General features: G+C 59.8%; 18 protein-coding genes. 7 read left to right on the forward strand and 11 right to left on the reverse strand.

The genetic code is table 11. The annotated features are described in order from the left end of the window. The coding region (locus L3J03_06055; protein ID MCF6290539.1) for a hypothetical protein at positions 1-216 on the forward strand (216 nt) is incomplete at its 5' end. A gap of 52 nt (positions 217-268) precedes the next feature. Here L3J03_06055 and ruvB read toward each other — a convergent pair. The 7 genes from ruvB to L3J03_06090 form a co-directional block, all read right to left on the reverse strand. Continuing rightward, positions 269-1,294 (reverse strand): Holliday junction branch migration DNA helicase RuvB, encoded by a 1,026-nt coding sequence (gene ruvB / locus L3J03_06060; GenBank protein MCF6290540.1) that lies wholly within the window; start codon positions 1,292-1,294, stop codon positions 269-271. Then, positions 1,291-1,917, reverse strand: a complete 627-nt coding sequence (gene ruvA, locus L3J03_06065) for a Holliday junction branch migration protein RuvA (GenBank protein ID MCF6290541.1) — start codon at positions 1,915-1,917, stop codon at positions 1,291-1,293. Before ruvA ends, ruvB begins: the two co-directional genes overlap by 4 nt. Before the next feature lie 256 nt (positions 1,918-2,173). Beyond that, positions 2,174-2,692: a crossover junction endodeoxyribonuclease RuvC gene (ruvC, locus tag L3J03_06070; GenBank protein ID MCF6290542.1), complete on the reverse strand. Its 519-nt coding sequence runs from the start codon at positions 2,690-2,692 to the stop codon at positions 2,174-2,176. A gap of 14 nt (positions 2,693-2,706) precedes the next feature. After that, positions 2,707-3,456: a YebC/PmpR family DNA-binding transcriptional regulator gene (locus L3J03_06075; protein ID MCF6290543.1), complete on the reverse strand. Its 750-nt coding sequence runs from the start codon at positions 3,454-3,456 to the stop codon at positions 2,707-2,709. Between the two features lie 92 nt (positions 3,457-3,548). Next, positions 3,549-4,187 carry an RlmE family RNA methyltransferase gene (locus L3J03_06080; protein ID MCF6290544.1) on the reverse strand — a complete coding sequence of 213 codons (639 nt, stop codon included), beginning with the start codon at positions 4,185-4,187 and terminating at the stop codon, positions 3,549-3,551. Continuing rightward, the gene (locus L3J03_06085; protein ID MCF6290545.1) at positions 4,177-6,708 is read right to left on the reverse strand and encodes a glycogen/starch/alpha-glucan phosphorylase; all 2,532 of its coding nucleotides are present in this window, start codon (positions 6,706-6,708) and stop codon (positions 4,177-4,179) included. Before L3J03_06085 ends, L3J03_06080 begins: the two co-directional genes overlap by 11 nt. Positions 6,709-6,834: 126 nt before the next feature. Next, positions 6,835-8,298, reverse strand: coding sequence for an HD domain-containing protein (locus L3J03_06090; GenBank protein MCF6290546.1), 1,464 nt, complete (start codon positions 8,296-8,298; stop codon positions 6,835-6,837). Positions 8,299-8,609: 311 nt separating this feature from the next. On the opposite strand from L3J03_06090, the gene L3J03_06095 reads away from it, so the two are divergent. The 5 genes from L3J03_06095 (at position 8,610) to L3J03_06115 (ending at position 14,479) form a co-directional block, all read left to right on the forward strand. Further along, positions 8,610-9,119, forward strand: coding sequence for a thioredoxin family protein (locus L3J03_06095; protein ID MCF6290547.1), 510 nt, complete (start codon positions 8,610-8,612; stop codon positions 9,117-9,119). Between the two features lie 177 nt (positions 9,120-9,296). Further along, positions 9,297-10,556, forward strand: coding sequence for a mechanosensitive ion channel family protein (locus L3J03_06100; protein ID MCF6290548.1), 1,260 nt, complete (start codon positions 9,297-9,299; stop codon positions 10,554-10,556). 13 nt (positions 10,557-10,569) lie between these two features. Beyond that, positions 10,570-12,795, forward strand: a complete 2,226-nt coding sequence (locus tag L3J03_06105) for a hypothetical protein (protein ID MCF6290549.1) — start codon at positions 10,570-10,572, stop codon at positions 12,793-12,795. Positions 12,796-12,977: 182 nt separating this feature from the next. Beyond that, a complete protein-coding gene (locus L3J03_06110; GenBank protein MCF6290550.1) occupies positions 12,978-13,364 on the forward strand; it encodes a cytochrome c family protein in 387 nt (128 codons plus the stop codon). A gap of 197 nt (positions 13,365-13,561) precedes the next feature. After that, positions 13,562-14,479 (forward strand): nitroreductase family protein, encoded by a 918-nt coding sequence (locus tag L3J03_06115; GenBank protein ID MCF6290551.1) that lies wholly within the window; start codon positions 13,562-13,564, stop codon positions 14,477-14,479. A 341-nt stretch (positions 14,480-14,820) separates the two neighbouring features. Here the strand turns inward: L3J03_06115 and L3J03_06120 are convergent, their stop codons facing one another. After that, positions 14,821-16,368: a class A beta-lactamase-related serine hydrolase gene (locus L3J03_06120; GenBank protein ID MCF6290552.1), complete on the reverse strand. Its 1,548-nt coding sequence runs from the start codon at positions 16,366-16,368 to the stop codon at positions 14,821-14,823. A 596-nt stretch (positions 16,369-16,964) separates the two neighbouring features. On the opposite strand from L3J03_06120, the gene ade reads away from it, so the two are divergent. Next, a complete protein-coding gene (gene ade, locus L3J03_06125; GenBank protein MCF6290553.1) occupies positions 16,965-18,620 on the forward strand; it encodes an adenine deaminase in 1,656 nt (551 codons plus the stop codon). Between the two features lie 19 nt (positions 18,621-18,639). Here ade and L3J03_06130 read toward each other — a convergent pair whose 3' ends face one another. From L3J03_06130 to gmd, 3 genes are all read right to left on the reverse strand, one after another. Further along, on the reverse strand, positions 18,640-18,969 hold the full coding sequence (locus L3J03_06130; protein ID MCF6290554.1) for a hypothetical protein: 330 nt from the start codon (positions 18,967-18,969) through the stop codon (positions 18,640-18,642). A 561-nt stretch (positions 18,970-19,530) separates the two neighbouring features. Continuing rightward, positions 19,531-20,517, reverse strand: a complete 987-nt coding sequence (locus tag L3J03_06135) for a GDP-L-fucose synthase (GenBank protein ID MCF6290555.1) — start codon at positions 20,515-20,517, stop codon at positions 19,531-19,533. A gap of 4 nt (positions 20,518-20,521) precedes the next feature. Beyond that, positions 20,522-21,607, reverse strand: a complete 1,086-nt coding sequence (gmd, locus tag L3J03_06140) for a GDP-mannose 4,6-dehydratase (protein MCF6290556.1) — start codon at positions 21,605-21,607, stop codon at positions 20,522-20,524. Positions 21,608-21,872 lie beyond the last annotated feature (265 nt).

Here is a 21,872-nt window from a genome sequence, read left to right on the forward strand (position 1 = left end):
CTTATGGATTCCGAATCGCCGCCGCGGCGAAGCGAGTTCCTGCTTGATAGCCTGTTTATGAACAGCCGGCCCTTCTCAATGGAGCGGCCGTTGGTAGAAGAAGACCCCTTTCCCGACAGGAGGGGGGTTACTGAATGTTTACCTCTCTGCGGTGAACCCAGACTTTCCGGAGTCTCACATGGTCACTTACCTGCGGGACCATCACTCCGTAAATAAGCTCATAACATCCCGCCGGTCCGGCAGATCACTCCCAGAGTCCGGACCGGTCTTAAAAAAGTCCCGGCTGTTCCTCTTTGACCCGGTAAGGCCGGTCAAAATGCTCATAGGCGCCCTTGGTCGCCATCCGGCCCCGGGATGTGCGGACAATGTAGCCCGACTGGATGAGAAAGGGCTCATACACGTCCTCCAGGGTGTTCTTTTCCTCACAGACCGCGGTGGCCAGGGTATCAAGGCCGATGGGGCCGCCCTGGTACTTGTCGATGATGGTGAGCATGATCCGCCGGTCCATATCGTCCAGCCCCTGCCGGTCCACGCCGAGCATGGCCAGGGCATTGTCGGCGATCTCCGCGGTGATCACCCCGCTGCCGCGCACCTCGGCAAAATCCCGCACCCGTTTCAGCAAGCGGTTGGCGATCCGCGGCGTGCCCCGGGAACGCCGGCCCAGTTCCCGGGCCCCGTCCCTGTCTATCTCCACCCCCAGCAGGGCCGCCGACCGTTTGATAATGGTCACCAGTTCCTCGGTGGAGTAAAACTCAAGCCGCAGGACCACCCCGAACCGGTCGCGCAGGGGCGGGGTCAACAGCCCGGTGCGGGTGGTGGCCCCGACCAGGGTGAACCTGGGCAGATCCATCTTCACCGACCGCGCCCCCGGACCCTGGCCGATCACCAGATCCAGTTGATAATCCTCCATGGCCGGATAAAGGATCTCCTCGACCACGTGGTTCAGCCGATGGATCTCATCGATGAACAGCACATTGCCTTCCTCCAGGCTGGTGAGGATGGCGGCCAGATCCCCGGGCCGTTCGATCACCGGCCCGGAGGTCACCTTGATGTTCGAGCCCATCTCATTGGCAATGATATAGGCCATGGTGGTCTTGCCCAGTCCGGGAAAACCGTGGAACAGCACATGGTCCAGGGCCTCGTTGCGGTCCCGGGCCGCCTGGATAAAGACCGCCAGGTTGGCCTTGACCTGCTCCTGGCCGATATATTGGGCCAGGGTCCGGGGCCGGAGACTGTAATCGACAAAATCCTCTTCCACCGGCTCGGTGCTGACAATCCTCTCCTCGTGGTTCATGCCAACGACCTCAATGTCTCGCGCAACAACTGCTCAACCCGCATCCCGGCAAGCTCCTCGGGCGGTATCCGATGGCGCACCGCGGCCAGGGCCTGCTGGGCCCGGGCCGGCGGATAGCCCAGGTTGATCAACCCGGAGATCACGTCGGAACTCACCGTGGACTCCGGCGCGGCCGCCGGGTCGCCCCCGTCCAGAAAGGAGATATCATCATCACCAATCGCAAAACCGACCTTGTCCTTCAGCTCGACACAGAGCCGGGCCGCGGTCTTCTTGCCAACCCCGGAAAGGGCGGTGAGCCGCTTGAGGTCCCTGGCCGAGATGGCCCGGCCCAGCCCGGTGGCAGTGATCCCGGAGAGGATATTCAGGGCCAGCTTGGGCCCGATCCCGGACACCGAGGTAAGCAGGAGAAACATCTCCTTTTCCTCCTGCTCCCAGAAGCCGTACAGGGTGATGGCGTCCTCGCGCACACTGGTATGGATATGAACAAAGACCTCGGAACCCACGCCGGGCAACCGTTCGCCGCTGGTGAGCGACAGAAAGACCTCATAGCCCACCCCGCCCACATCGATAATGGCCCGGTTCGGTTCCTTGCGGAACAGTTCACCCTTCAGACAGGCAATCATGATGGCAATCTCGAAAAGAAAAAATTTAGGTTAGGGGTTTAAGGTCATGGGGCATAGGTTACAGGGTATGGGTTACAGGGTATGGGTCATGGGTCATGGGTCATGGGTTATGGGTTATGGGTCATGGGTCATGGGTCATGGGTCATGGGTTAGAGGTTAGAAACCTATAACCTATAACCTGTTACCTGTTACCTGTTACCTGTTACCTGTTACCTGTTACCTGTTACCTGTTACCTATTACCTGTCATCTCATCAGTTACAACAAATTGGCAATCACCGCCCGGTTGGCGTGACAGATGGCCACGGCCAGGGCATCGGCGGCATCCTGGCCAGGCAGGCTGGTAAGCCGCAGAAGCACCCGGACCATCTGCTGCACCTGGAGCTTGTCGGCCTGGCCGTAGCCGACCACCGCCTGCTTCACCATCCGCGGGGTGTAGTCATGGACTTCAAGTCCCTGCTGCACCGCGGCCAGGACCGCCACCCCGCGGGCATGCCCCAGTTTCAACGCCGAACAGGGGTTGATCGCCACGAACAGATCCTCAACCGCGGCCGCCTCCGGGCCGTGTTCGCGGATCACCTCGCAGAGGCCGTCGTGGATAAGCCTGAGCCGCTCCGGCAGGGAATCGCGGGCATGGCCCTTGATCACCCCGCAGGCAATCAATCGCAGCTGCTGGCCCTGTTTGGCAATCACCCCGTAGCCAGTGACCCGGGAACCGGGATCCACTCCGAGGATCCGCTGCTCTTCCGGCCTGTCCTTTTTTCTCTGGATATGCATCCGGCCGCGGTATCCTACGATACCGCCTCCATCAACTCGTCCGGGATATCGAAATTGGCGGACACGCCCTGGACATCGTCATGATCCTCCAGCTTCTCCAGCAGGCGCAGAATCCGCCGGGCCGTCTTCTCGTCGGTGACCTCCACGGTATTCTTGGGGATCATCAACACCGCGGTCTCGACAAACGAAATCCCGCCGGCCTCCAGGGCCTCCCGCACCGCGTCGAACTCCTCGGCCGCGGTGAGCACCTGGAACTCGTTCTCCTCCTCGACCACATCCTCGGCCCCGGCCTCCAGGGCCGCGTCCATGAGTGCCTCCTCGGAGATTGTCGCCTTGTCCACCAGCAGGGACCCTTTTTTATCAAACATCCAGGAGACGCAGCCCGACTCACCGAGGTTGCCGCCGCTCTTGCTGAAATAGTGGCGGATATCGGCCACGGTCCGGTTGCGGTTGTCGGTCATGCAGTCGACCAGCACCGCGATGCCGCCGGGCCCGTAACCCTCGTAGGTGATCTCCTCATAGACCGCCCCTTCCAACTCGCCGGTGCCCTTCTTGATCGCCCGTTCAATATTATCCTTGGGCATGTTGTCGGACTTGGCCGCGGCAATGGCCGAACGCAGCCGGGGATTGCCGTCCGGATCACCGCCACCCATCCGGGCGGCCACGGTGATCTCCTTGATCAGCCTGGTAAATATCCTGCCCCGCTTGGCATCGGCCGCGCCTTTTTTCCGTTTGATCGTACTCCACTTCGAATGTCCTGACACAAGCATCCTCCTGTTACAAACTATTCCCGAAAAACCGATTAAATCCAGCAAAGCCGGACAGGAGCCGCTCCAATCAAAACAGGCGCGGGAGCCTATTCGACCTGTCCAGCCGCGGCAGCCGTTCTCTCCGGATCCGGCCTCTGATATCCGAGCCCCAAGACATAGACCTCCCGGCTCTCGGTGCGGGAGCTTTTGGGTTTCACCACCTTAACCGTTTTAAAAAATGAGCGCACCTCTGCAACGAACTCCTGGAAATCCTCGCCCTGGAAAACCTTGACAAAATAATTTCCACCATGGTCGAGCAGCGCATGGACAATCTCCAGGGTCTGCCGGGCCAACCCCAGGGACTTCTGCTGGTCGACCCACTTGTTGCCGCTGGTGGCCGGGGCCATATCGCTCAACACCACCCGGAACCGGGACCGGACCGCGCGGATCCCGGCCAGAGCCTCCGGGACCATGATATCAACGCAGAGCCTGATTATCCCGGCCCCGGCCCCCTGGATCGGCCGGCCCGGCTTGAGGTCCACCCCCACCACCAGGCCCTGCACCCCCACGATCTTGGCCGTGTACAGGGCCCAGCTGCCCGGATGACAGCCCAGGTCGAGAACGCTGTCGCCCCGGCGCAGCAGTCCGTACTTCTGCTGGACCTCCTCCAGCTTATAGACCGACCGGGACGGATAGTTCTCCTTTCTGGCCTTTTTGAAATAATAATCCTGGGTCTTACGCGCCATTGGCGTCCTTTGCCGTTGAGAACCCCCTGGCCTGGTCCGGTTCCACGGGCACGCCCCAGATCTCCCGGGCATATTCCCTGATGGTCCGGTCGCTGGAAAAGATTCCCATGTGGGCCACGTTCAGAATCGACATCTTCAACCAGCGCGGCTGATCCTGGTAGGCCCGCGCCACCTCCTGCTGGCAACGCAGATAATCCTCAAAATCCTGGAGCAGGAGATAGGGGTCATGGGGATCAAACAGACTGTCGAGCAGGGGCTGGTACAGCCCATGGTCGCCGTTGCTGAAAGCACCGTTGCCAATGGCGTTGATCGCGGCCCGGAGTACCGGGTCGGCCTCGTAGATCTCCCGCGGGGCGCGGCTCGGGTTGCGCCGCTCCCATTCCACGTTCTCGGCGGTCATGCCGAAGATGAAAATATTCTCCGGACCGACCTCCTCCCGGATCTCGATATTGGCGCCGTCCAGGGTGCCGATGGTCAGGGCGCCGTTCAAGGCGAACTTCATATTGCCGGTGCCCGAGGCCTCGGTGCCGACAGTGGATATCTGCTCGGAAAGATCCGCGGCCGGGATGATCTTCTCGGCCAGGGAGACCCCGTAGTTGGGAATAAACACCACCCGGAGCCGCTCCCCCACCCGGGGATCGTTGTTCACCGCCGCAGCCACCCCGTTGATCAACCGGATGATCAGCTTGGCCTTGGCATAGGAGGGGGCCGCCTTGCCGGCGAAAATCACGGTCCTGGGCACCACCGGGCGATCAGGCTCGCGAATGATCGACTGATACAGGGAGATAACGTGCAGCACGTTCAACAACTGCCGCTTGTATTCATGGATCCGCTTGACCTGGACATCAAAAAAACTGTCCGGGTCCACTGTGATCCGGCAGGTCGTTGCAATGAGTTTTGCCAGCCGTTTCTTGTTCTCCTGTTTGATCCGGGACCATTTCCGCTGAAAAACCCGGTCCTCGGCAAGGGCCGCCAGGTGGCGCAGATGGTCGAGATCCGTGACCCATTCGCCGCCAATGGTCGCGGTAATCAGGTCGGCCAGGCCGGGATTGGCCTTGAGCAGCCAGCGCCGCGGGGTGATCCCGTTGGTCTTGTTGTTGAACCGGCCCGGGAAGAACTCTTCAAAGTCCTTGAAAATCCGGGTCCGCATCAGGTGGGTGTGAAGCGCGGCCACCCCGTTCACCGAATGACTGCCGGCAATGGCCAGGTGGGCCATCCGCACCCGCTGTTCCGGTCCCTCTTCAATGAGCGACATGTTTCGCAGCCGGTGGTTCTCGCCGGGAAAACGCACCGCGACCTGATCCAGAAAACGGCGGTTGATCTCAAGGATAATCTCCATGTGCCGGGGCAGCACCCGGGCCAGCAGCTCCACCGGCCAGGTCTCCAGGGCCTCGGGCATCAGGGTATGGACGGTGTAGGCAAAGGTGCGCACACAGATATCCCAGGCCTTTTCCCAGGCCAGCCCCTCGCCGTCCACCAGAAGCCGCATCAACTCCGGGATGGCAATGGCCGGATGGGTGTCGTTGAGCTGGACCGCGATCTCATCGCTGAACCGTTCAAATGAGGTGTTTTTATTCTTGTAGCGCCGGAAGATATCCTGAAAGGTGGCTGAGACGAAAAAATACTGCTGCTTGAGCCGCAGTTCGCGGCCCTCCTGGAAATGGTCCGAGGGATAGAGCAGCTTGGAGATGGTCTCGGAATTGACCTTGCTCTCCATGGCGGCGATATAATTGCCGCGGTTGAAATAGGAGAGATCAAACTCCCGGGTGGCCCGCGCGGTCCAGAGGCGCATATTGACCACCTGGTCGTTGTTAAACCCCGGCACCAGCAGGTCGCAGGCCATGGCCATCACCGACTCGGTATCCACCCAGTCGGCCCGGTACCGGCCCTGGTCGTCAAGGTAGCTGTTGACCCGGCCGTAAAACCGCACCGGGAACAGGTACTGGGTCCGCTCGAACTCCCAGGGGGTGCCGTAGCGGAGCCAGTTGTCCGGACTCTCCACCTGGAACCCGTCGACGATCCGCTGAAAGAAAAGCCCGTACTCGTAGCGGATGCCGTAGCCATAGGCCGGCACGCCCATGGTGGCGATGGAGTCCATGAAACAGGCGGCAAGCCGGCCCAGGCCGCCGTTGCCCAGGGCCGCGTCTTCCTCCTCTTCGCGGATCTCGTCCAGTTCAAAGCCCAGTTCAACCAGGGCGTGCTCCATCTTATCGACCAGCCCCATGTTGATCAGGGCATTGCCCAGGGAACGGCCCACCAGAAACTCCATGGAGAGATAATAGACCCGTTTCCGCTTGCGGGCATAGTAGCTCTTCTGGGTCCGGATCCAACGCTCGACCAGGATATCCCGCAACACCAGGGACACCGCCCGGCAGATATCCCTTGACCTGGCCCGCTCCGGATCCCGGCCCAGGCTGCTGAGCAGATGGCGGGAGATCTTCTTTTTCAACTCCTCCACGTCAAAGGCCTCACAAAAGGAACAAAAGGGGGCCCGCGGTTTCTGCTCGTCTGAGATGGTCATACCCGGTAACCGATCCTGATGGGTGGTGAACGGCAAGTCTGAAGAATAATCCATAACATTACCTCGCCCGGACAAACATCGTCAAACGATAAATTAACGCCGCCCGCGGCAGGCGCCCCTTTTTTATCAACCATGAACATCCGGCTCCCCATGCCTTTGCAGAAAGGCACGCACCCACTGTCCGGCCTGATCACGGTCCCGGACCTCACCCTCGACCCGGGCCGCTTCCAGGCCGTCCAGGATCCGGCCGTAGAGCGGCCCGGGGGGGATACCCATGGCGATCAGGTCCTTGCCGCCCAGAAGCCGCGGCAGGGCAAGCACCGGGGTGATCCGCTTCGCCACCACCCGGGCGGTCTCGTTGTACAGGGCAACAAGACCGGCCTCCATGTGCCGGGGTTTTTCCGGCCCCTGCCCGGCCAGACTATCGGCCATGGCCAGTAAAAAAAGGCCGGGCAACTCCGCACCGGCCGCCTTGACCAGGCGAAGATAGGCCCTGGGGGTAAGGCCGGTCCGGAGCCGGGCGTTGTTGAGGTGAAAGGGATACATATGCAACTCGATCAACCGGCTTACCCGGTCCCGGTCCCGGCGGCTCCACCTGAGACGGCGGGCAATGGCTTCGAAACGGGCCGCCCCGGCCCGGTCATGGTTATAAAAGGTTATCCGGTTGTCCTTGTCCGGCCGGATTCGCCGCACCTCGGGCTTGCCCAGGTCATGGAACAGGGCCGCCCATTTCAACCGGAGCCGTCGCTCTTCCCGGTCGAGATAGCGGCGAAACTCCTGCTCGTGTCCGGGATAAAACCGGCCCGGTTCGGCCAGAATCCGTTCCATCCGCTCCAGGGCGGCAAGGCCGTGGGCAAACACGTCAAGGTGGTGGCTGGCCGGCTGGCTCATCCCGACCCCGGCCAGCAGCTCGGGAAATATCCGGGTCAGAAGACCGCGCGCAGCCAGGGCGGATATTGCCGATCCGGCCCGGTCACTGGCCATGATCAGCCGCAACTCGGCGGTCAGCCGCTCCGGGCTCACCCGGTCAATCAGCGAGACCCGATCCTTGATCGCGGCCTCGGTTTCCGGGGTAACACCAAAGCCCAGGACAGCCATGAACCGATAGGCCCGCACCATCCTCAGGGGATCGTTGTCAAATACCCTGGGGGCCGGGCAACGGACCAGGCCCTGGCCAAGATCGCGCAGCCCGTTGCAGGGATCGATTATTGTACCGGGCCCGGCCAGGGAAACGGCCATCGCATTGATGGTGAAATCCCGCTTGCCAAGGTCAGCCTCGATGGAATCGGTATCTTCACGAAAGGAGGAAAAGTCAATATCCAGCCCCTGCCAGACCACCCGGGCCACATCGGTCTCCGGGTCCAGGTCCACATAGGTGCCGCCGATGGTGGCGGCCAGACGTCTGGCGCAGGCCCTGCCGCCGCTGGCCACGGTAATGTCCAGATCGTTTGCCGGCCGGCCCAGCAACCAGTCGCGCACCGTGCCGCCGGACACATAGAGTTGCCCCTGGCAACGGGCCGCCTCCCGGGCCAGGGCCGCCGGCAGGGGTGGGGGATAACGGTTGAGCCAGTCTTTACTTAAGGTGGTCATCGGATATTAGAACTGGTATACTGACACAGGTTACAGGTTACAGGTTACAGGGTGCAGGGTGCAGGGTTACAGGGGTCAGGGGTCAGGGGTCAGGGGTCAGGGGTCAGGGGTCAGGGGTCAGGGGTCAGGGGTCAGGGGTCAGGGGTCAGGGGTCAGGGGTCAGGGGTCAGGGAATATTATATCCAGCCCAGGATCACTACCCCCCATGTTTTTTCTGCTTGCCCGCCGTAGCCATCAGGCGAAGGAGGGTCCACTGTCCACTGTCCACTGTCCACTGTCTTCTGGTCAAACTCATTGCTCAGCACTCATCCATGGATACCCCTGCGCAAAAAACCATCCGGATCGGCCGGGGTCCGGTGGGACTTGTCGGCCTGGCCGGGGCACTTAACCAGGTGCTGACCCGGGCAATGGACGAAGAGGAGGCAGTGGCCTTTCTCCTGGCCGCGGTCAAGCAGCAGAACTATATCCCCCCTGGTTCGGAGCAACTCTACCAGGAGGCGCTCCGGCGCGAGTATTACCGGCAATGCGGCCGGGAAACCGAGGAGACCTCCATCCTCACCATCCGGGTCCTGGGTCCGGGCTGTGTGAGCTGCAACCGGTTGAAAACCATGGTGGTCGATCTGCTGGCCGAACTGAACCTGGCCGCGGACATGGAAGACATTCATGATCTTGACGAGATCTGGCGCCATGGAGTGACCCTTACCCCGGCCCTGGTAGTAAACAACAAAGTCAAATGCGCCGGCCGGATGCCCACCCCGGCCCAGGTCCGGCAATGGTTGAGCGAAGCAGCCGAGACCCTGGTCCGGCCTCCTGTCCCTTGATTCGACCCGGGCAGGGGACAGGACCGCTCCTCTCCCGCGGCCCTTGCCTTGCAACACGGGAAAAACAAAAGTTGCGAGAACCAGAAAAAAATAAGTATAACAGATTTGCCGGTCACGTAACAATTATGGGGATGACCAGGTTGGGTTTTCCTTGCCGATCACAGGAGATAAAGAGTTATGGAGTTGCTGGACCTGATCAGAACCTGGCTGACCGGACAGGGTGCGCCTGTCTCCATTGCCGGGCCCCTGGGATATGGGGCTCTTCTTGCCGCCATCATCCTGGCCGCCCTGGCAATAAACATCCTGGCCCGCCGCTATCTGGTTCACTTCGGTGAACTCCTGTGCCAACGCACCCGCAACAAGTGGGACGATCTGCTCAACCAGCACCACCTGTTCAAACGGCTCGCCAGCCTGGCGCCGGTGGTTGTCTTTTACCTGGGCGTAGACCTGCTGCTGCCGCCAACAGAGGCGGCCACTGAGTTCTTCCGCCGCCTGGCCATGGTCTTTTTCGTGCTGACCGGCACCAGGGTCCTGGAATCCCTGTTACGGTCGACCCGGGATCTGCTGAGCACCTCGAATATTGCCAAGGGCAGGCCGATGCGGGGGTATATCGACGCGGTCAACCTTATCATTTATATCCTGGCCGGCATCTTTATTATTGCCATCCTTACCGATAAATCTCCGTGGGGGGTCTTAAGCATTCTTGGCGGGTTCACCGTGGTCCTGCTCCTGGTCTTCAAGGACACGATTCTCGGCTTTGTCGCCAGTCTCCAGCTTGCCGGCCACGACATGGTCCGGATCGGCGACTGGATCGAGATGCCCAAATACGGGGCTGACGGCGATGTCATCGATGTCTCCATCCACACGGTCAAGGTCCAGAACTGGGACAAGACGATCACCACCATCCCCACCTATGCCCTGGTATCAGACACCTTCAAGAACTGGCGCGGGATGAGTGAATCCGGGGGCAGGCGGATCAAACGCTCATTGTTCCTGGACATGAACTCGATAAAGTTCTGCACCGACGAGATGCTGGAACGATTCTCCCGCTTTCAGCTGCTCAAGGACTACCTGGCCGCCAAGCAGGAAGAGATCGCCCGGTTCAACCGCGACCACGCCGTTGATTCCAGCGTTATAATCAACGGTCGATGCCAGACCAATATCGGCGTGTTCCGCGCCTATGTGATCGCCTATCTGAAAAAGCATCCGAAAATCCATCAGGACATGACCTTTCTTGTCCGCCACCTGGAGCCCGGCCCCAACGGGCTGCCGCTGCAGATCTATGTTTTCAGCAATGACCAGGTCTGGGCCAATTACGAGGCGATCCAGGCGGATATCTTCGATCATCTGCTGGCCGTGATACCGGAGTTCGAATTACGGCTCTTCCAGAACCCCACCGGCCACGACTTCCGCGCCGGCCTGACACCGGCGGCCTAGGGAGCCATCAGCCATGGCCCAACCCACTCGACCAAGCTCCGGAAACAATACCCGTCCGTTGGCGCACACCCCTTTTTTTACCTTGAACCGCCTCAAGGCCGGAGTGGACAACTACCGGTTCGATGTATTCCTGAGCCCTGACTTCATCAGGGATACCGCTACCCTGATCCGCACCCTGCTGACCCAACATCTCCCGGTCGGGAACCTGCCGGGTCCGGACTCTCCGGGAACGACTGACCAACAGATGGAGGCCTTTGCCCGGAACTACCGGCAGATAATACTGGCCGCCCTGACCCGGGCCAAGCAACAAGGCGACGAGGTCCAGATCGACCTGCTCGCCCAACTTGCCGTCTGCAAGGCGGTGCGCCGGGAAATTCCTAACCAGTTCGCCGATCTGACCAAGGCGGTGAACGGCCTGATCTGGGAATACGAGAGTTCCCAACGCCGCGACCCAGGCGATGCGGTGGAATTAAAAGAGACCCTGGCCTCCTTTCGCCGGCAGAAAAAAACCATCCTCGCCCGGATCACCAAGAAGCTGTTCCAGACCATGTTCGCGGTCCAGCAAAAAGAGCTGAACAAGATGCGGGCGGCCCTGTTCGGCCCGGAGGCCATGCGGCCGGACGACCTGCTCATCAATCCGATCCTGCTCGCCGAACCGGACCAGATCACCGATGACTTCCTGCTTGACGAGTATGTGCTGCTCGGCCAACGCCTTGACGACCCAGACCATTACCCCGCATTGCTGGCCCTGCTCAGGGAGATCTTCCAGGAAGCAGCAGGCCGGGACTTCCCCGAGGCCACGCCGGCCGATGCCCGACCCGGCCCGTCGCCGGATTCGGGTGACGATCGATATGATCGCTGGCTGAAACACCCGGAGAACATCGACTTCCTGTTCAACCCGGAACCGGCAACCGGAACAGAGGCCGCAACCCGCGAACAGCGGCTCAACCTCTGCCTGGCCCGCTTCAAGCAAAAAAAACTGCTCGCCCGGGTGGTGGCAACGGCTGAGATGAAACAGCTGTACCGTGAGTTCTGCCCGCCGCTGGCCCCCCAGCAGGTGCGGCAGTTTCTCCTGGAACCCTCTTCCCGGAGAAGTATTGCCAAACAACTGGAGCGGCACCGCAGATTCTTCGGCCGGACGATCTCGCTGACCCCCCTGCAACGGCTGAGCAGTTCCCTGGCCAAGATCGATGATAAACGGAAACAGCGGCACCTGATTCTGTATCTCAAGGATTTCTGTCGCTATCACCGCGACCTGACCACCAGTCACCGGCTCAGGGAGTTGATGGACCGGATCCATCTGGTCAGGGACGAAAAATTGTGTAACCTGTCCCGGGCCAACGCCACCCTCTATGAGTTCCTCCTCCCCCACGAACAGATCCTGGACCTGGAGCCCGGACCGGTGACCCGCCACGTCATTCTCAAGGCCGATATCCGCGGCGCAATGTCGATCACCCGGCGCCTACTTGACAACGGCCTGAACCCGGCCTCCTATTTCAGCCTCAACTTCTTCGAGCCCATTGCCAGGGTGGTGGCTGCCTATGACGCGGAAAAACTGTTCATTGAAGGAGACGCGATCATCCTCGCCCTGAGCGGACACCAGGACGGTCCGGACGACTGGTTCGGGGTGGCCCGGGCCTGCGGCCTTGCCTTCAGTATTATCAAAATCATAGACAAATATAATGCCCACGGCACCAAACACCATCTGCCGCCCCTGGAGATCGGCTGCGGCATCTCCTTTCGCAATGCCCCGCCGGCCTATCTCTTTGACGAGGAACGGCCGATCATGATCTCACCGGCCATCAACCGCGCCGACCGGCTGTCCGGCAATGCCCGGGACCTGGGCCGGCTTCTGGCCGATTGCCGGAAAAATTTCAACCTCTATGTGTTTCGGGCCGGTAAGCAAAAGACCAAACTGGCGGCCGTGGGCAAGGATGCCTATTGGCGATACAACGTCAACGGCATTGAACTGGACCGGGACGGATTCATGGAGCTGTCCAGGGAAATAAACCTGCAAAAGATCGACTGCCGGCTCCCGGACATTACCGGTGAAAGACACACCCTTTACACCGGGACCTTCCCCTCCTTCTCCGGCAGGTTCCAGCGGCTGGTTATCCGGGAGGCGGAAATCCTTACCGTGCATCCCGAGACCTTGAAGGTCGTCGGGACCACGGGCCGGAAATACTATGAGATCTGCACCCTGCCCAGGCTCTACGATTTTATCAGAAAAATAGCCTGATTTCCCGGGAGCCGGCGGGCTGCCATCCGGGCAACCATAGATTTTTCTTGAATAATTTCCAAAAACCCTCTAATAATCCCTCAGCCGGAAAATGGAGGGGGAAACACCCCGGTGCAAGCTGTCCGGGGCAGGAGACCTGCCGACTGGAAAAGAGTCTACAAAAATAAAGGGAGGAGAGAAAAATGGGAAGCAAGTCGTTGCTGGGTGCGGTGCTGTTCATGGCCGCCCTGGTCTTTATTGCCACCGGAGTACAGGCCAGGAGCATTGACCTGGGCTCGAAAACAATCAACATGAAAAGCCCGGCAGCAAAAAAACCGGCTGTTTTTCCCCATCGCACCCATCAGGAAATAATCGGCTGCGCTGAGTGCCACCATATCTTCGGCGACATCATGACCACTGACAGTTGCCTGTCCTGCCATAACAAGGAGTTGAGCGACCTGAAGCTGAACAGCATGAAAAAGGCGGCCCATGCCCGCTGCCGCGGCTGCCATAAAAAACTGCACAAACAAGGCAATGAGAAAGCGCCGGTCAGGTGCAGCGGCTGCCATCCATACGTGCCGAAAAAATAATCATCGCGGTGGATCATCCCGGGCCGGCTGTCCATCGGACAGCCGGCTTTTTTTGTCGGTCTCGTAAAAACATACGAGACGGACGTGGGTCATGTTGTAACTTGTTGATTTAACTTTGTGGCATTTGAAGCGTTCGGTTTTTTTACGAGTTTGTCTTTTTTGTTTGACTCCGCAAAATCGCCTGCAGAGTGAGCCCCATGTCCAGAGAAGTTACCACCTTCATTGATCCGGACCGCTGCATTGGCTGCGGTCTGTGCTTGCAGGTCTGCCCCTCCGGGACCCTGGCCCTGGAAAACGGCCGGGCCGTGGTTCGAGGGCAGGAGTCCATCCAATGCGGCCACTGTGCGGCAATCTGCCCTGTTGGCGCAATCCGGGTAACTGCCCTGGAGCCGGCCCTTTCCTTTGCCACCTTTGAGACCAAGGAGCAATACCTGGCACCTGGTGATTTTGATCCCGGCGGACTGGTCCAACTGATGCGCGCCCGCCGCTCCTGCCGCAACTACCTGGACCGCCGGGTCGACCGCGACCTGCTTGAGGATCTGGTCAAGATCGGCACCACCGCGCCGTCGGGTACCAACAGCCAGAAATGGACCTTCACCATCCTTGCCACCCGGCAGGAGGTCACTGTGCTGGGCAACCGGATTGCCCTCTTTTTCAAACGGCTCAACCGGCTGGCGGACAACCCCATGGCCCGGCTCTGGTCCCGACTGTTCGGCAACGATGCCCTGGGCCGCTATTACCGCTCCTACTATCAGACCATGGCCAAAGGGTTGCGGGAATGGGAAGAGACCGGCCGGGACCGGCTGTTTCACGGCGCCCCGGCGGTCATCCTGGTGGGATCGACGCCCAACGGCAGTTGTCCCAGGGAAGACGCCCTGCTCGCCACCCAGAACATCCTGCTCGGCGCCCATGCCCTGGGCCTGGGTTCCTGTCTGATCGGCTTTGCCGTGGAGGCGATCAGACACGACCCGTCCATCAAGAAGATCCTGACCGTCCCGGAAGAAGAGCCCATCCACGCGGTCATTGCCCTCGGCTTTCCCAACGAGAGCTACCAGCGGGTAACCGGCCGCCGGCCGGTGGTACCAAGGTATCCGAACCTGAGCGCAGATTCCTGAGGCTCAAGGTGAAAGGTGAAAGGTGAAAGGTGAAAGGTGAAAGGTGAAAGGTGAAAAATAATAATTAGTTAAAGCAGTGACGACAACTTTTTTGTTTGATACCGAACCGATTTTCCCAAACAGAGGCCCTTGTCTTACCACGCCGGACCCACTATCTTCACCGCCCACCGTCCACTGTCCACTATTTTTTCCGTCCTCTGCCCTCTGTCCTCTGTTTTACTGGGTTCACCTCATTGCTCATCGCTCGTTACTCAGCACTAATTCTGTCCTCTGCCCTCCGTCTTCTGTCTTCTGTCCACCGTCCTCCGTCTTCTGTCCTCTGTCCTCTGTCTTCTGATCCCCTAACGCAGGTTATACCGCTGTTGCATGTCCCTGTAGACCATGCTCGACACCTGGCGGATCACATTACCCCGGGCCATCTTCCATTTGCCGTAGTTCCGGGCCCGGTTCTTCTTTTCAATGATGCCGACAATGGCATAGGGATAACGCTGGCCGTCCTTGCCCCTTGGGGCGAGAATCCCCATGTCGCCGCAGAGATGGGCCGTGGTCCCGGTCTTGTTGTAGACCAGGGTGCCCTGGGGCACCACGGTGCCGTTATAGAGCCGGTCCCGGCCGGGCAGGGCCATGAGCCGGCGGATCTCCTTGGCATAGGGCAGCCGGCCGCGCCAGAGGGCGGCCAGAAACTGAAGATAATCACCAAGCGAGGCCCGGTTGCGATAGGTCTGACCGCCGGCCGGGATATACTCGACGATCGAGGTCCGGGTAAAAATCGCACCGTAATGCTGGGTAAGCAGTTTCTGGATCGCGGCCGGGCCGCCCACCTGACGCATGACCCAGTTGGTGGCGCTGTTGTTGCTCCGCTGGATCATGGCCGCCATTTTCGACCGGCTCCGGGGGCCGTACTTGATCCTCCCCTCCTTGACCCGGTGGAAAAAGGCCAGGGCCAGAAAAGGCTTGATCATGCTGGCGGCCTGGAACGACCTGTCCACGTTGATATCCACCAGGCTGGTACGACTGGTCAGGTCATAGACCAGCCAGCCGGTGGACTCATCTCCGGCGATCCGTCCCTTGCGGCGGAGTTGCTTGATATAACGCTCCAACACGGCTTCAAGCGCGCTGTTGCCCGTGGCCGCGGACCCGGCCACGGACTTATGCCGCTTTAACGCCCCCGGCAGCAACAGCCTTGAGCCCGGGCCGCCTTTCTTGACCACAGCCGGTGGCGGACCGCTCGTCTCACCATCCTCCTCGCTGTCCAGCAGGCTCGATTCACCGAACACCACCTCATTGTTGTTCTCCCGGGTGATGCTGGCGCGGATCTTCTTACGGGCCAGCAGCCTGGCATGGCGACGGGCCACGGTGGCGGTTGACCTCCGGTCGCCCCGACGGCGATAGATAAGGGTGTAGTTGCCGGACCCGGTCTTCTCGATGAACAGATTCTTGCCCACCTCCTGGCCGAGATAGCGGTAAATAACACCATACTCCGCCTTGAGGGCCCCAAGGTTGGGACCCAGCCCGTAGCAGACGTTGAACAGATCGAAATAACCGTCGTCCTTGATCTTTACCGCCGGTTCCAGACCGAACCGGACCAGCAGCTGCGTGTGTCGCCGGGCCACCCAGGCCGACGAGGAGGCATCACCGTCCCGGTCGTAAATCAGGCCGTAAAGACCGTTCCGGCCCACCACCCGCAACCGGGCCCCGACCGTGGGACCAAGGACCCGTTCCACCTCCTCCTTGTAGTCAAGCAGGCTGTCCAGGTTCGAATTCCAGATATAGGAGACATCGAACCGGCCGGAATCGTTTCTGGCCGCCGCCTGGTCAAGGAACAGGAAAAACAGGCTGAAAATCAGCAGCAGACGTAAGATTCGGCCAGCAAGGATTCCAGAAACCATGCCTCTTGTCATGCAAACCATTTTCATAATAACAAACCGGACAAACCAGCATGGCTGGACCATAACTTTTGGGCCGCAGCCACAACCAACAATGAAAATCTCTCCGGACAGCGGGCTTTGTCCGGCACGACTTTCATATAAACCAGGCTGATGTTTCCAGGTAAGAGATGCAGAGAACCTACCGAACCGCCGGGAGGCTGTCAAGTCGCCATGCGGCATATGTTCTTATCCTTCCGGACCCGGGCTTGCTTTGGCCGCGTTTTTTATCTTGCTTTCTTTGCTCACTGGCCTTAGCCTCGGAGCAGCCACAACGGACCGGCAGACTATAAATATCCGAGCCCGGAGAGCCCGGCTTTGGACGCCCCTGGAAGGGGCCGGTTTGCTGCCGCTCCTCTAAAAAAAACAATTGACAGACAATCGAACATTCGAGTAACGAACAAAAAATCGATAAGGTCTGTTATAGCCCTTTATTCGTCACTCGTTTGTTCGTCATTCGTTTGCTCGTAATTCAATTCAGAGTTGTATCAATTATCGGCAGAGCCAACTGTCACTGACCTGGCCCCGAGGACCAGGTTTTCAACGCGAGTATAAACGGTATGCCCAGACCCATCCGCCGAATAAGCGCCAATCTGGTTGACCCGGTCCAGGGCCGGATCTATCCCGCCACCCTCTTCACCAGCAACGGCCGGATAAACCGAATCTTGCCGGAAGATACCGCCCAGACCACCTATATCCTGCCCGGCCTGGTCGACGCCCATGTCCATGTGGAAAGCTCAATGCTGGTGCCGACCGAGTTCGCCCGCCAGGCAGTGCGGCACGGCACCGTGGCCGCGGTGTCCGATCCCCACGAGATCGCCAATGTCCTGGGCATTGACGGGGTCTGGTTCATGGTGAAAAACGGAAAGCGATCCCCTTTCAAATTCGCCTTTGGCGCCCCCTCCTGCGTGCCGGCCACCGGCTTTGAAACCGCCGGGGCAAAACTCGGTGTTGTCGAGATCGAGGAACTGTTGCGCATGGATGAGATCGGTTACCTGGCCGAGATGATGAACTTCCCCGGCGTACTGGCAACAGACCCCGGGGTGCTGGCCAAGCTTGAGCTGGCCCGAAAATACAACAAGCCAATGGACGGCCATGGACCGGGACTCACGGCAGGGGATCTGCGCAACTATCTGGCCGCCGGGATCTCCACTGACCATGAATGTTCTTCCCTGGCCGAGGCCCGGGAAAAAGCGGCCCTGGGGATGAAGATCCTGATCCGCCAGGGCTCGGCGGCCCGGGACCTGCAGACCCTGCTGCCGCTGCTTGATGAATACCCGGAACTCTGCATGTTCTGCAGCGATGATCTCCATCCGGACGGACTGCGGCGCGGCCATGTCAACCAGATGGTAAAGACCGCTCTGGCCGCGGGCCATGACCTGATATCGGTTATCCGGGCCGCCGTCCTCAACCCGGTCCGTCACTATAAACTCGATACCGGGCTCCTGCGGGAAGGAGACCCTGCCGACTTTATCGAGGTGGATTCCCTGGAGCGCTTCAATATCCTCAAAACGGTGATAAACGGCGAGCTGGTGGCGGAAAACGGCACAACCCTGCTCGACCATGTCCCGGTGGAACCAATCAATAATTTTCAGGCCCGGCCCAGGGCAAGGAAAGATTTCCAGATAGCCGACCCCGGCGGGCCGGTCCGGGTGATCAGGGCCCGGGACGGGCAACTGGTCACCGGGCTGGAAGTGAGACGGCCGGCGGTTGACAACACCAGCCTGGTCGCTGACCCGGAACGGGATCTATTAAAAATTGCCGTGGTCAACCGCTATCAAGAGGCCTTGCCCGGTCTGGGTTTTATCACCGGTTTCGGGCTCAAGCACGGGGCCATTGCCTCATCGGTGGCCCATGACTCCCATAACATCATCGCCGTGGGCGCCAGCGACGAGATGCTCTGCCAGGCAATAAACCTGGTCATTGAACACCGAGGCGGCCTGGCCGTGAAGGGGCCTGATTTTGCCGAGGTGCTTCCCCTGCCGGTGGCCGGATTGATGAGCCTGGACGATGGGGCCGCCGTAGCCGGGCAGTACGGACTGCTCGATCTGCGGGCCAAGGAACTGGGCTCTACCCTTACCGCGCCGTTCATGACCCTTTCCTTCATGGCCCTGCTGGTTATCCCGCAACTGAAACTGAGCGACAAGGGACTCTTTGACGGCCAGTCCTTCAGCCTGGTGCCCCTGGCGACCGATGACGCCGTCTCGCCATCATGACGGCCCTGCTGTCTCCGGATCAGACCGCTGTTGCCCCCCGCCGGCTCATCCGCTTTAACCGGCGGAGCTGTTTCCGGACCTGCTTCAATCTGCTGGAATCCCGCTCCGCCAGGGCTGCGTCCCGTTCGACCTTGACCGCCCTGATCCGGGCCCTGAGGGTCCCGCTCTTGCCACCCCTGGCCACCTTTTTCTTGTGGGCCTCGATTCCCAGGGCCGTACACAGGGCCTGGAGGAGTTTTTCCTTGTTGAGCTGGGTGTAGCCCCGGATCGCATCGTGTTCGATCCCCTTGGCCATCTCCCGTAATTCCGCCACTGTTTTCTTTCTGAGTTCTCCATAGGTAACTTCCATACCAAGCCTCCTCATTTCCGTTTTCAATCAATGAAGGTAAGCGTTCACCAGCACCTCATCTTCGCCCATTCTGGCCTGCTCGAATAGCACCAGTATGCTTCGCAGTCCCGAATGAACGAATCTAAGCCACTGGTAAACGCTTACGGGCATGAGTTTACCGTAAATCCGTACCCCCGGTGAACGGTTACTCAATGAATACCGTGACAAGGATAAAGGCGTCCGTCAACCACCCGGATATAACCCGTTAGCCGTTTTATAGCACAGGGGGGAACAATCAACAAGCCGGGGCAAGGCCGGAAGACCCGCCCGGGCCATCCGTAACCGTTCACCAGGGGCTCCGGCAGGCAAGCGAAACGGAAAAATCAGCATCCAGGGATATGGTTTGCCTTGGCGCCGGGAATCTACTACCATGGGGGAGGTGGGTGAACACCTTTTCTTTGCCCACCCTTCTGAGGGGGACCGGGAACCCGGGCCACCCTTTTTAGCCCCCTGCCTTACGAGGCAGGGGGTTTTTTCATGCGGCCGGGAGCGATCGCGCGGAGATGTGGTGCCCGTGATCACTTACACGTGGCTGGCCAGAAAATCCGCATAGGCCCGGCCAAGGCCATCAACCAGCTCGACCCGCGGCTGCCAGCCCAGGGAGCGCATCCGGCCGACATCGAGCAGTTTTCGCGGAGTGCCGTCCGGCCGGGCCGTATCCCAGACCAGCTCGCCGTCAAAACCCACCACCTGCTTGATCAGGTTCACCAGTTCACGGATGGTCTGGTCCTTGCCGCAGCCGATATTGATCAACGGCGGCAGGGCATGAACACCTTCAAGGGCCGAGGACTGAGGACTGAGGACTGAGTTGAATCCGTCATCCGGCAGATTCATCAGGAAAATGCCGGCATCGGCCGCATCGTCGCTGTACAGAAACTCCCGCCGCGGACTGCCGCTGCCCCAGACCACGGCCTGCCGGGCGTTACCGGTCCTGGCCTCGTGCAGCTTCCGGATCAGGGCCGGGATAACATGGGAACTCTCCAGGTCGTAGTTATCACCCGGACCATAGAGATTGGTGGGCATGGCGGCCAGGTAGCGGGTGTTGTACTGGCGGTTGTAGGCCCAGCACATCTCGATCCCGGCGATCTTGGCCACCGCATAGGGCCGGTTGGTGGGCTCCAGGGGACCGGTGAGCAGATATTCCTCCTTCATCGGCTGGGGGCATTCGCGGGGATAGATGCAGGAAGAACCCAGAAACAGGAGACGTTTCACTCCGGACAACCAGGCCTGGTGAATGACATTTGACTGGATGGCAAGGTTTTGATGGATGAACTCGGCCGGATAACTGTTGTTGGCAACAATGCCCCCCACCCGGGCCGCGGCCAGAAATAGATACTCCGGTTTCTCGGTCTTGAAAAAATCCCGTACCTGGTCATGGTCGATCAGGTCCAGTTCGGCATGGGTCCGGGTAATGATATGGTTATAGCCGGCCGCCCGCAGGCAACGCACCAGGGCCGAGCCCACCAGGCCGCGGTGGCCGGCCACGTAGATCCTCGCTGTCAACGGCATGTATCTATTCATTGTAATCACAGGCCTTATAGCCGTGCCGTTTGATCAGTTCGTCCCGTTCCGCATCCTTGAGATCCTCGCGTACCATCTCGGCAACAAGCTCGGCAAAGGTAATCCGCGGCTCCCAGCCGAGCCTGGTCTTGGCCTTGGTCGGGTCGCCGAGCAGGGTATCCACCTCAGTGGGCCGGAAGTAACGGGCATCCACGGCAACGATGCAGCGCCCCCGGTCATCATAGCCCTTCTCTTCCAGGCCGCTGCCTTGCCAATCTATCCCGATCCCCAGCTCGGCTGCCGCACTGTTGATAAAATCCCGCACACTGTGCTGCGCGCCGGTGGCAATCACATAATCATCAGGCTCCTCCTGCTGGAGCATCAGCCATTGCATCTCCACATAGTCCCGGGCATGGCCCCAGTCCCGTTTTGCCTCCAGGTTGCCGAGGTAGAGGCAATCCTGGAGTCCGAGCTTGATCCGGGCCAGGGCCCGGGTGATCTTCCGGGTGACAAAGGTCTCGCCCCGGACCGGCGACTCATGGTTGAACAGGATCCCGTTGCAGGCGTACATCCCGTAAGCCTCGCGGTAATTGACCGTGATCCAGTAAGAGTAGAGCTTGGCCACCGCATAGGGCGAACGGGGATAAAACGGGGTGGTCTCGGTCTGGGGTGTCTCCCGCACCTGGCCGTAGAGTTCCGAGGTGGAGGCCTGGTAGAACCGGGTCTTGTTCTCAAGACCCAGGATCCGGATCGCCTCCAGGAGCCGCAGGGTGCCCAGGGCATCGGAGTTGGCCGTGTATTCCGGGGTCTCAAAGGAGACCGCCACATGACTCTGGGCCGCCAGGTTGTACAACTCGTCGGGCTGGACCTCCTGGATGATCCGGATCAGGTTGGTGGAATCGGTGAGGTCGCCGAAATGGAGAAAAAAGCGCCGCCCCTTCTCATGGGGGTCCTGGTAGAGATGATCGATCCGGTCGGTGTTGAACAGGGAACTGCGCCGCTTGACGCCATGGACCTCATAGCCCTTGGCGAGCAGCATCTCGGCGAGGTAGGCGCCGTCCTGGCCGGTGACCCCGGTGATCAATGCCCGCTTGTGCATGGATATAGTTCTCCTTTTATGTAAATTTAAGTTATTGGTTAATGGTTATTGGTTATTGGTTATTGGTGAAAGATTACAACATGTTGTTACTATTAACAAATAACGAATAACTATCAACTTTGTCGGTCTCGCAACAACCCGCTCGACGGACGTGATTCGTCTTGTAACTTGTTGATTTTATTGGGTGGCATTTGAAGCCTTTCGGGTTGTTACGAGTTCATCAACTTTCTTCACCGTCCACCGCCCACTGTCCACTGTTTTTTCC

The organism is Desulfobacterales bacterium, from assembly GCA_021647905.1.
Taxonomy (GTDB): Bacteria; Desulfobacterota; Desulfobulbia; order Desulfobulbales; family BM004; genus JAKITW01.

What these genes read in the sequence shown, in the direction of transcription:
- ruvB (MCF6290540.1), bottom strand. Translation starts at nt 1,294, where the DNA reads ATGAACCACGAGGAGAGGATTGTCAGCACCGAGCCGGTGGAAGAGGAT.
- ruvA (MCF6290541.1), bottom strand. Translation starts at nt 1,917, where the DNA reads ATGATTGCCTGTCTGAAGGGTGAACTGTTCCGCAAGGAACCGAACCGG.
- ruvC (MCF6290542.1), bottom strand. Translation starts at nt 2,692, where the DNA reads ATGCATATCCAGAGAAAAAAGGACAGGCCGGAAGAGCAGCGGATCCTC.
- L3J03_06080 (MCF6290544.1), bottom strand. Translation starts at nt 4,187, where the DNA reads ATGGCGCGTAAGACCCAGGATTATTATTTCAAAAAGGCCAGAAAGGAG.
- L3J03_06085 (MCF6290545.1), bottom strand. Translation starts at nt 6,708, where the DNA reads ATGACCATCTCAGACGAGCAGAAACCGCGGGCCCCCTTTTGTTCCTTT.
- L3J03_06090 (MCF6290546.1), bottom strand. Translation starts at nt 8,298, where the DNA reads ATGACCACCTTAAGTAAAGACTGGCTCAACCGTTATCCCCCACCCCTG.
- L3J03_06095 (MCF6290547.1), top strand. Translation starts at nt 8,610, where the DNA reads ATGGATACCCCTGCGCAAAAAACCATCCGGATCGGCCGGGGTCCGGTG.
- L3J03_06100 (MCF6290548.1), top strand. Translation starts at nt 9,297, where the DNA reads ATGGAGTTGCTGGACCTGATCAGAACCTGGCTGACCGGACAGGGTGCG.
- L3J03_06105 (MCF6290549.1), top strand. Translation starts at nt 10,570, where the DNA reads ATGGCCCAACCCACTCGACCAAGCTCCGGAAACAATACCCGTCCGTTG.
- L3J03_06110 (MCF6290550.1), top strand. Translation starts at nt 12,978, where the DNA reads ATGGGAAGCAAGTCGTTGCTGGGTGCGGTGCTGTTCATGGCCGCCCTG.
- L3J03_06115 (MCF6290551.1), top strand. Translation starts at nt 13,562, where the DNA reads ATGTCCAGAGAAGTTACCACCTTCATTGATCCGGACCGCTGCATTGGC.
- L3J03_06120 (MCF6290552.1), bottom strand. Translation starts at nt 16,368, where the DNA reads ATGGTTTCTGGAATCCTTGCTGGCCGAATCTTACGTCTGCTGCTGATT.
- ade (MCF6290553.1), top strand. Translation starts at nt 16,965, where the DNA reads ATGCCCAGACCCATCCGCCGAATAAGCGCCAATCTGGTTGACCCGGTC.
- L3J03_06130 (MCF6290554.1), bottom strand. Translation starts at nt 18,969, where the DNA reads ATGGAAGTTACCTATGGAGAACTCAGAAAGAAAACAGTGGCGGAATTA.
- L3J03_06135 (MCF6290555.1), bottom strand. Translation starts at nt 20,517, where the DNA reads ATGCCGTTGACAGCGAGGATCTACGTGGCCGGCCACCGCGGCCTGGTG.
- gmd (MCF6290556.1), bottom strand. Translation starts at nt 21,607, where the DNA reads ATGCACAAGCGGGCATTGATCACCGGGGTCACCGGCCAGGACGGCGCC.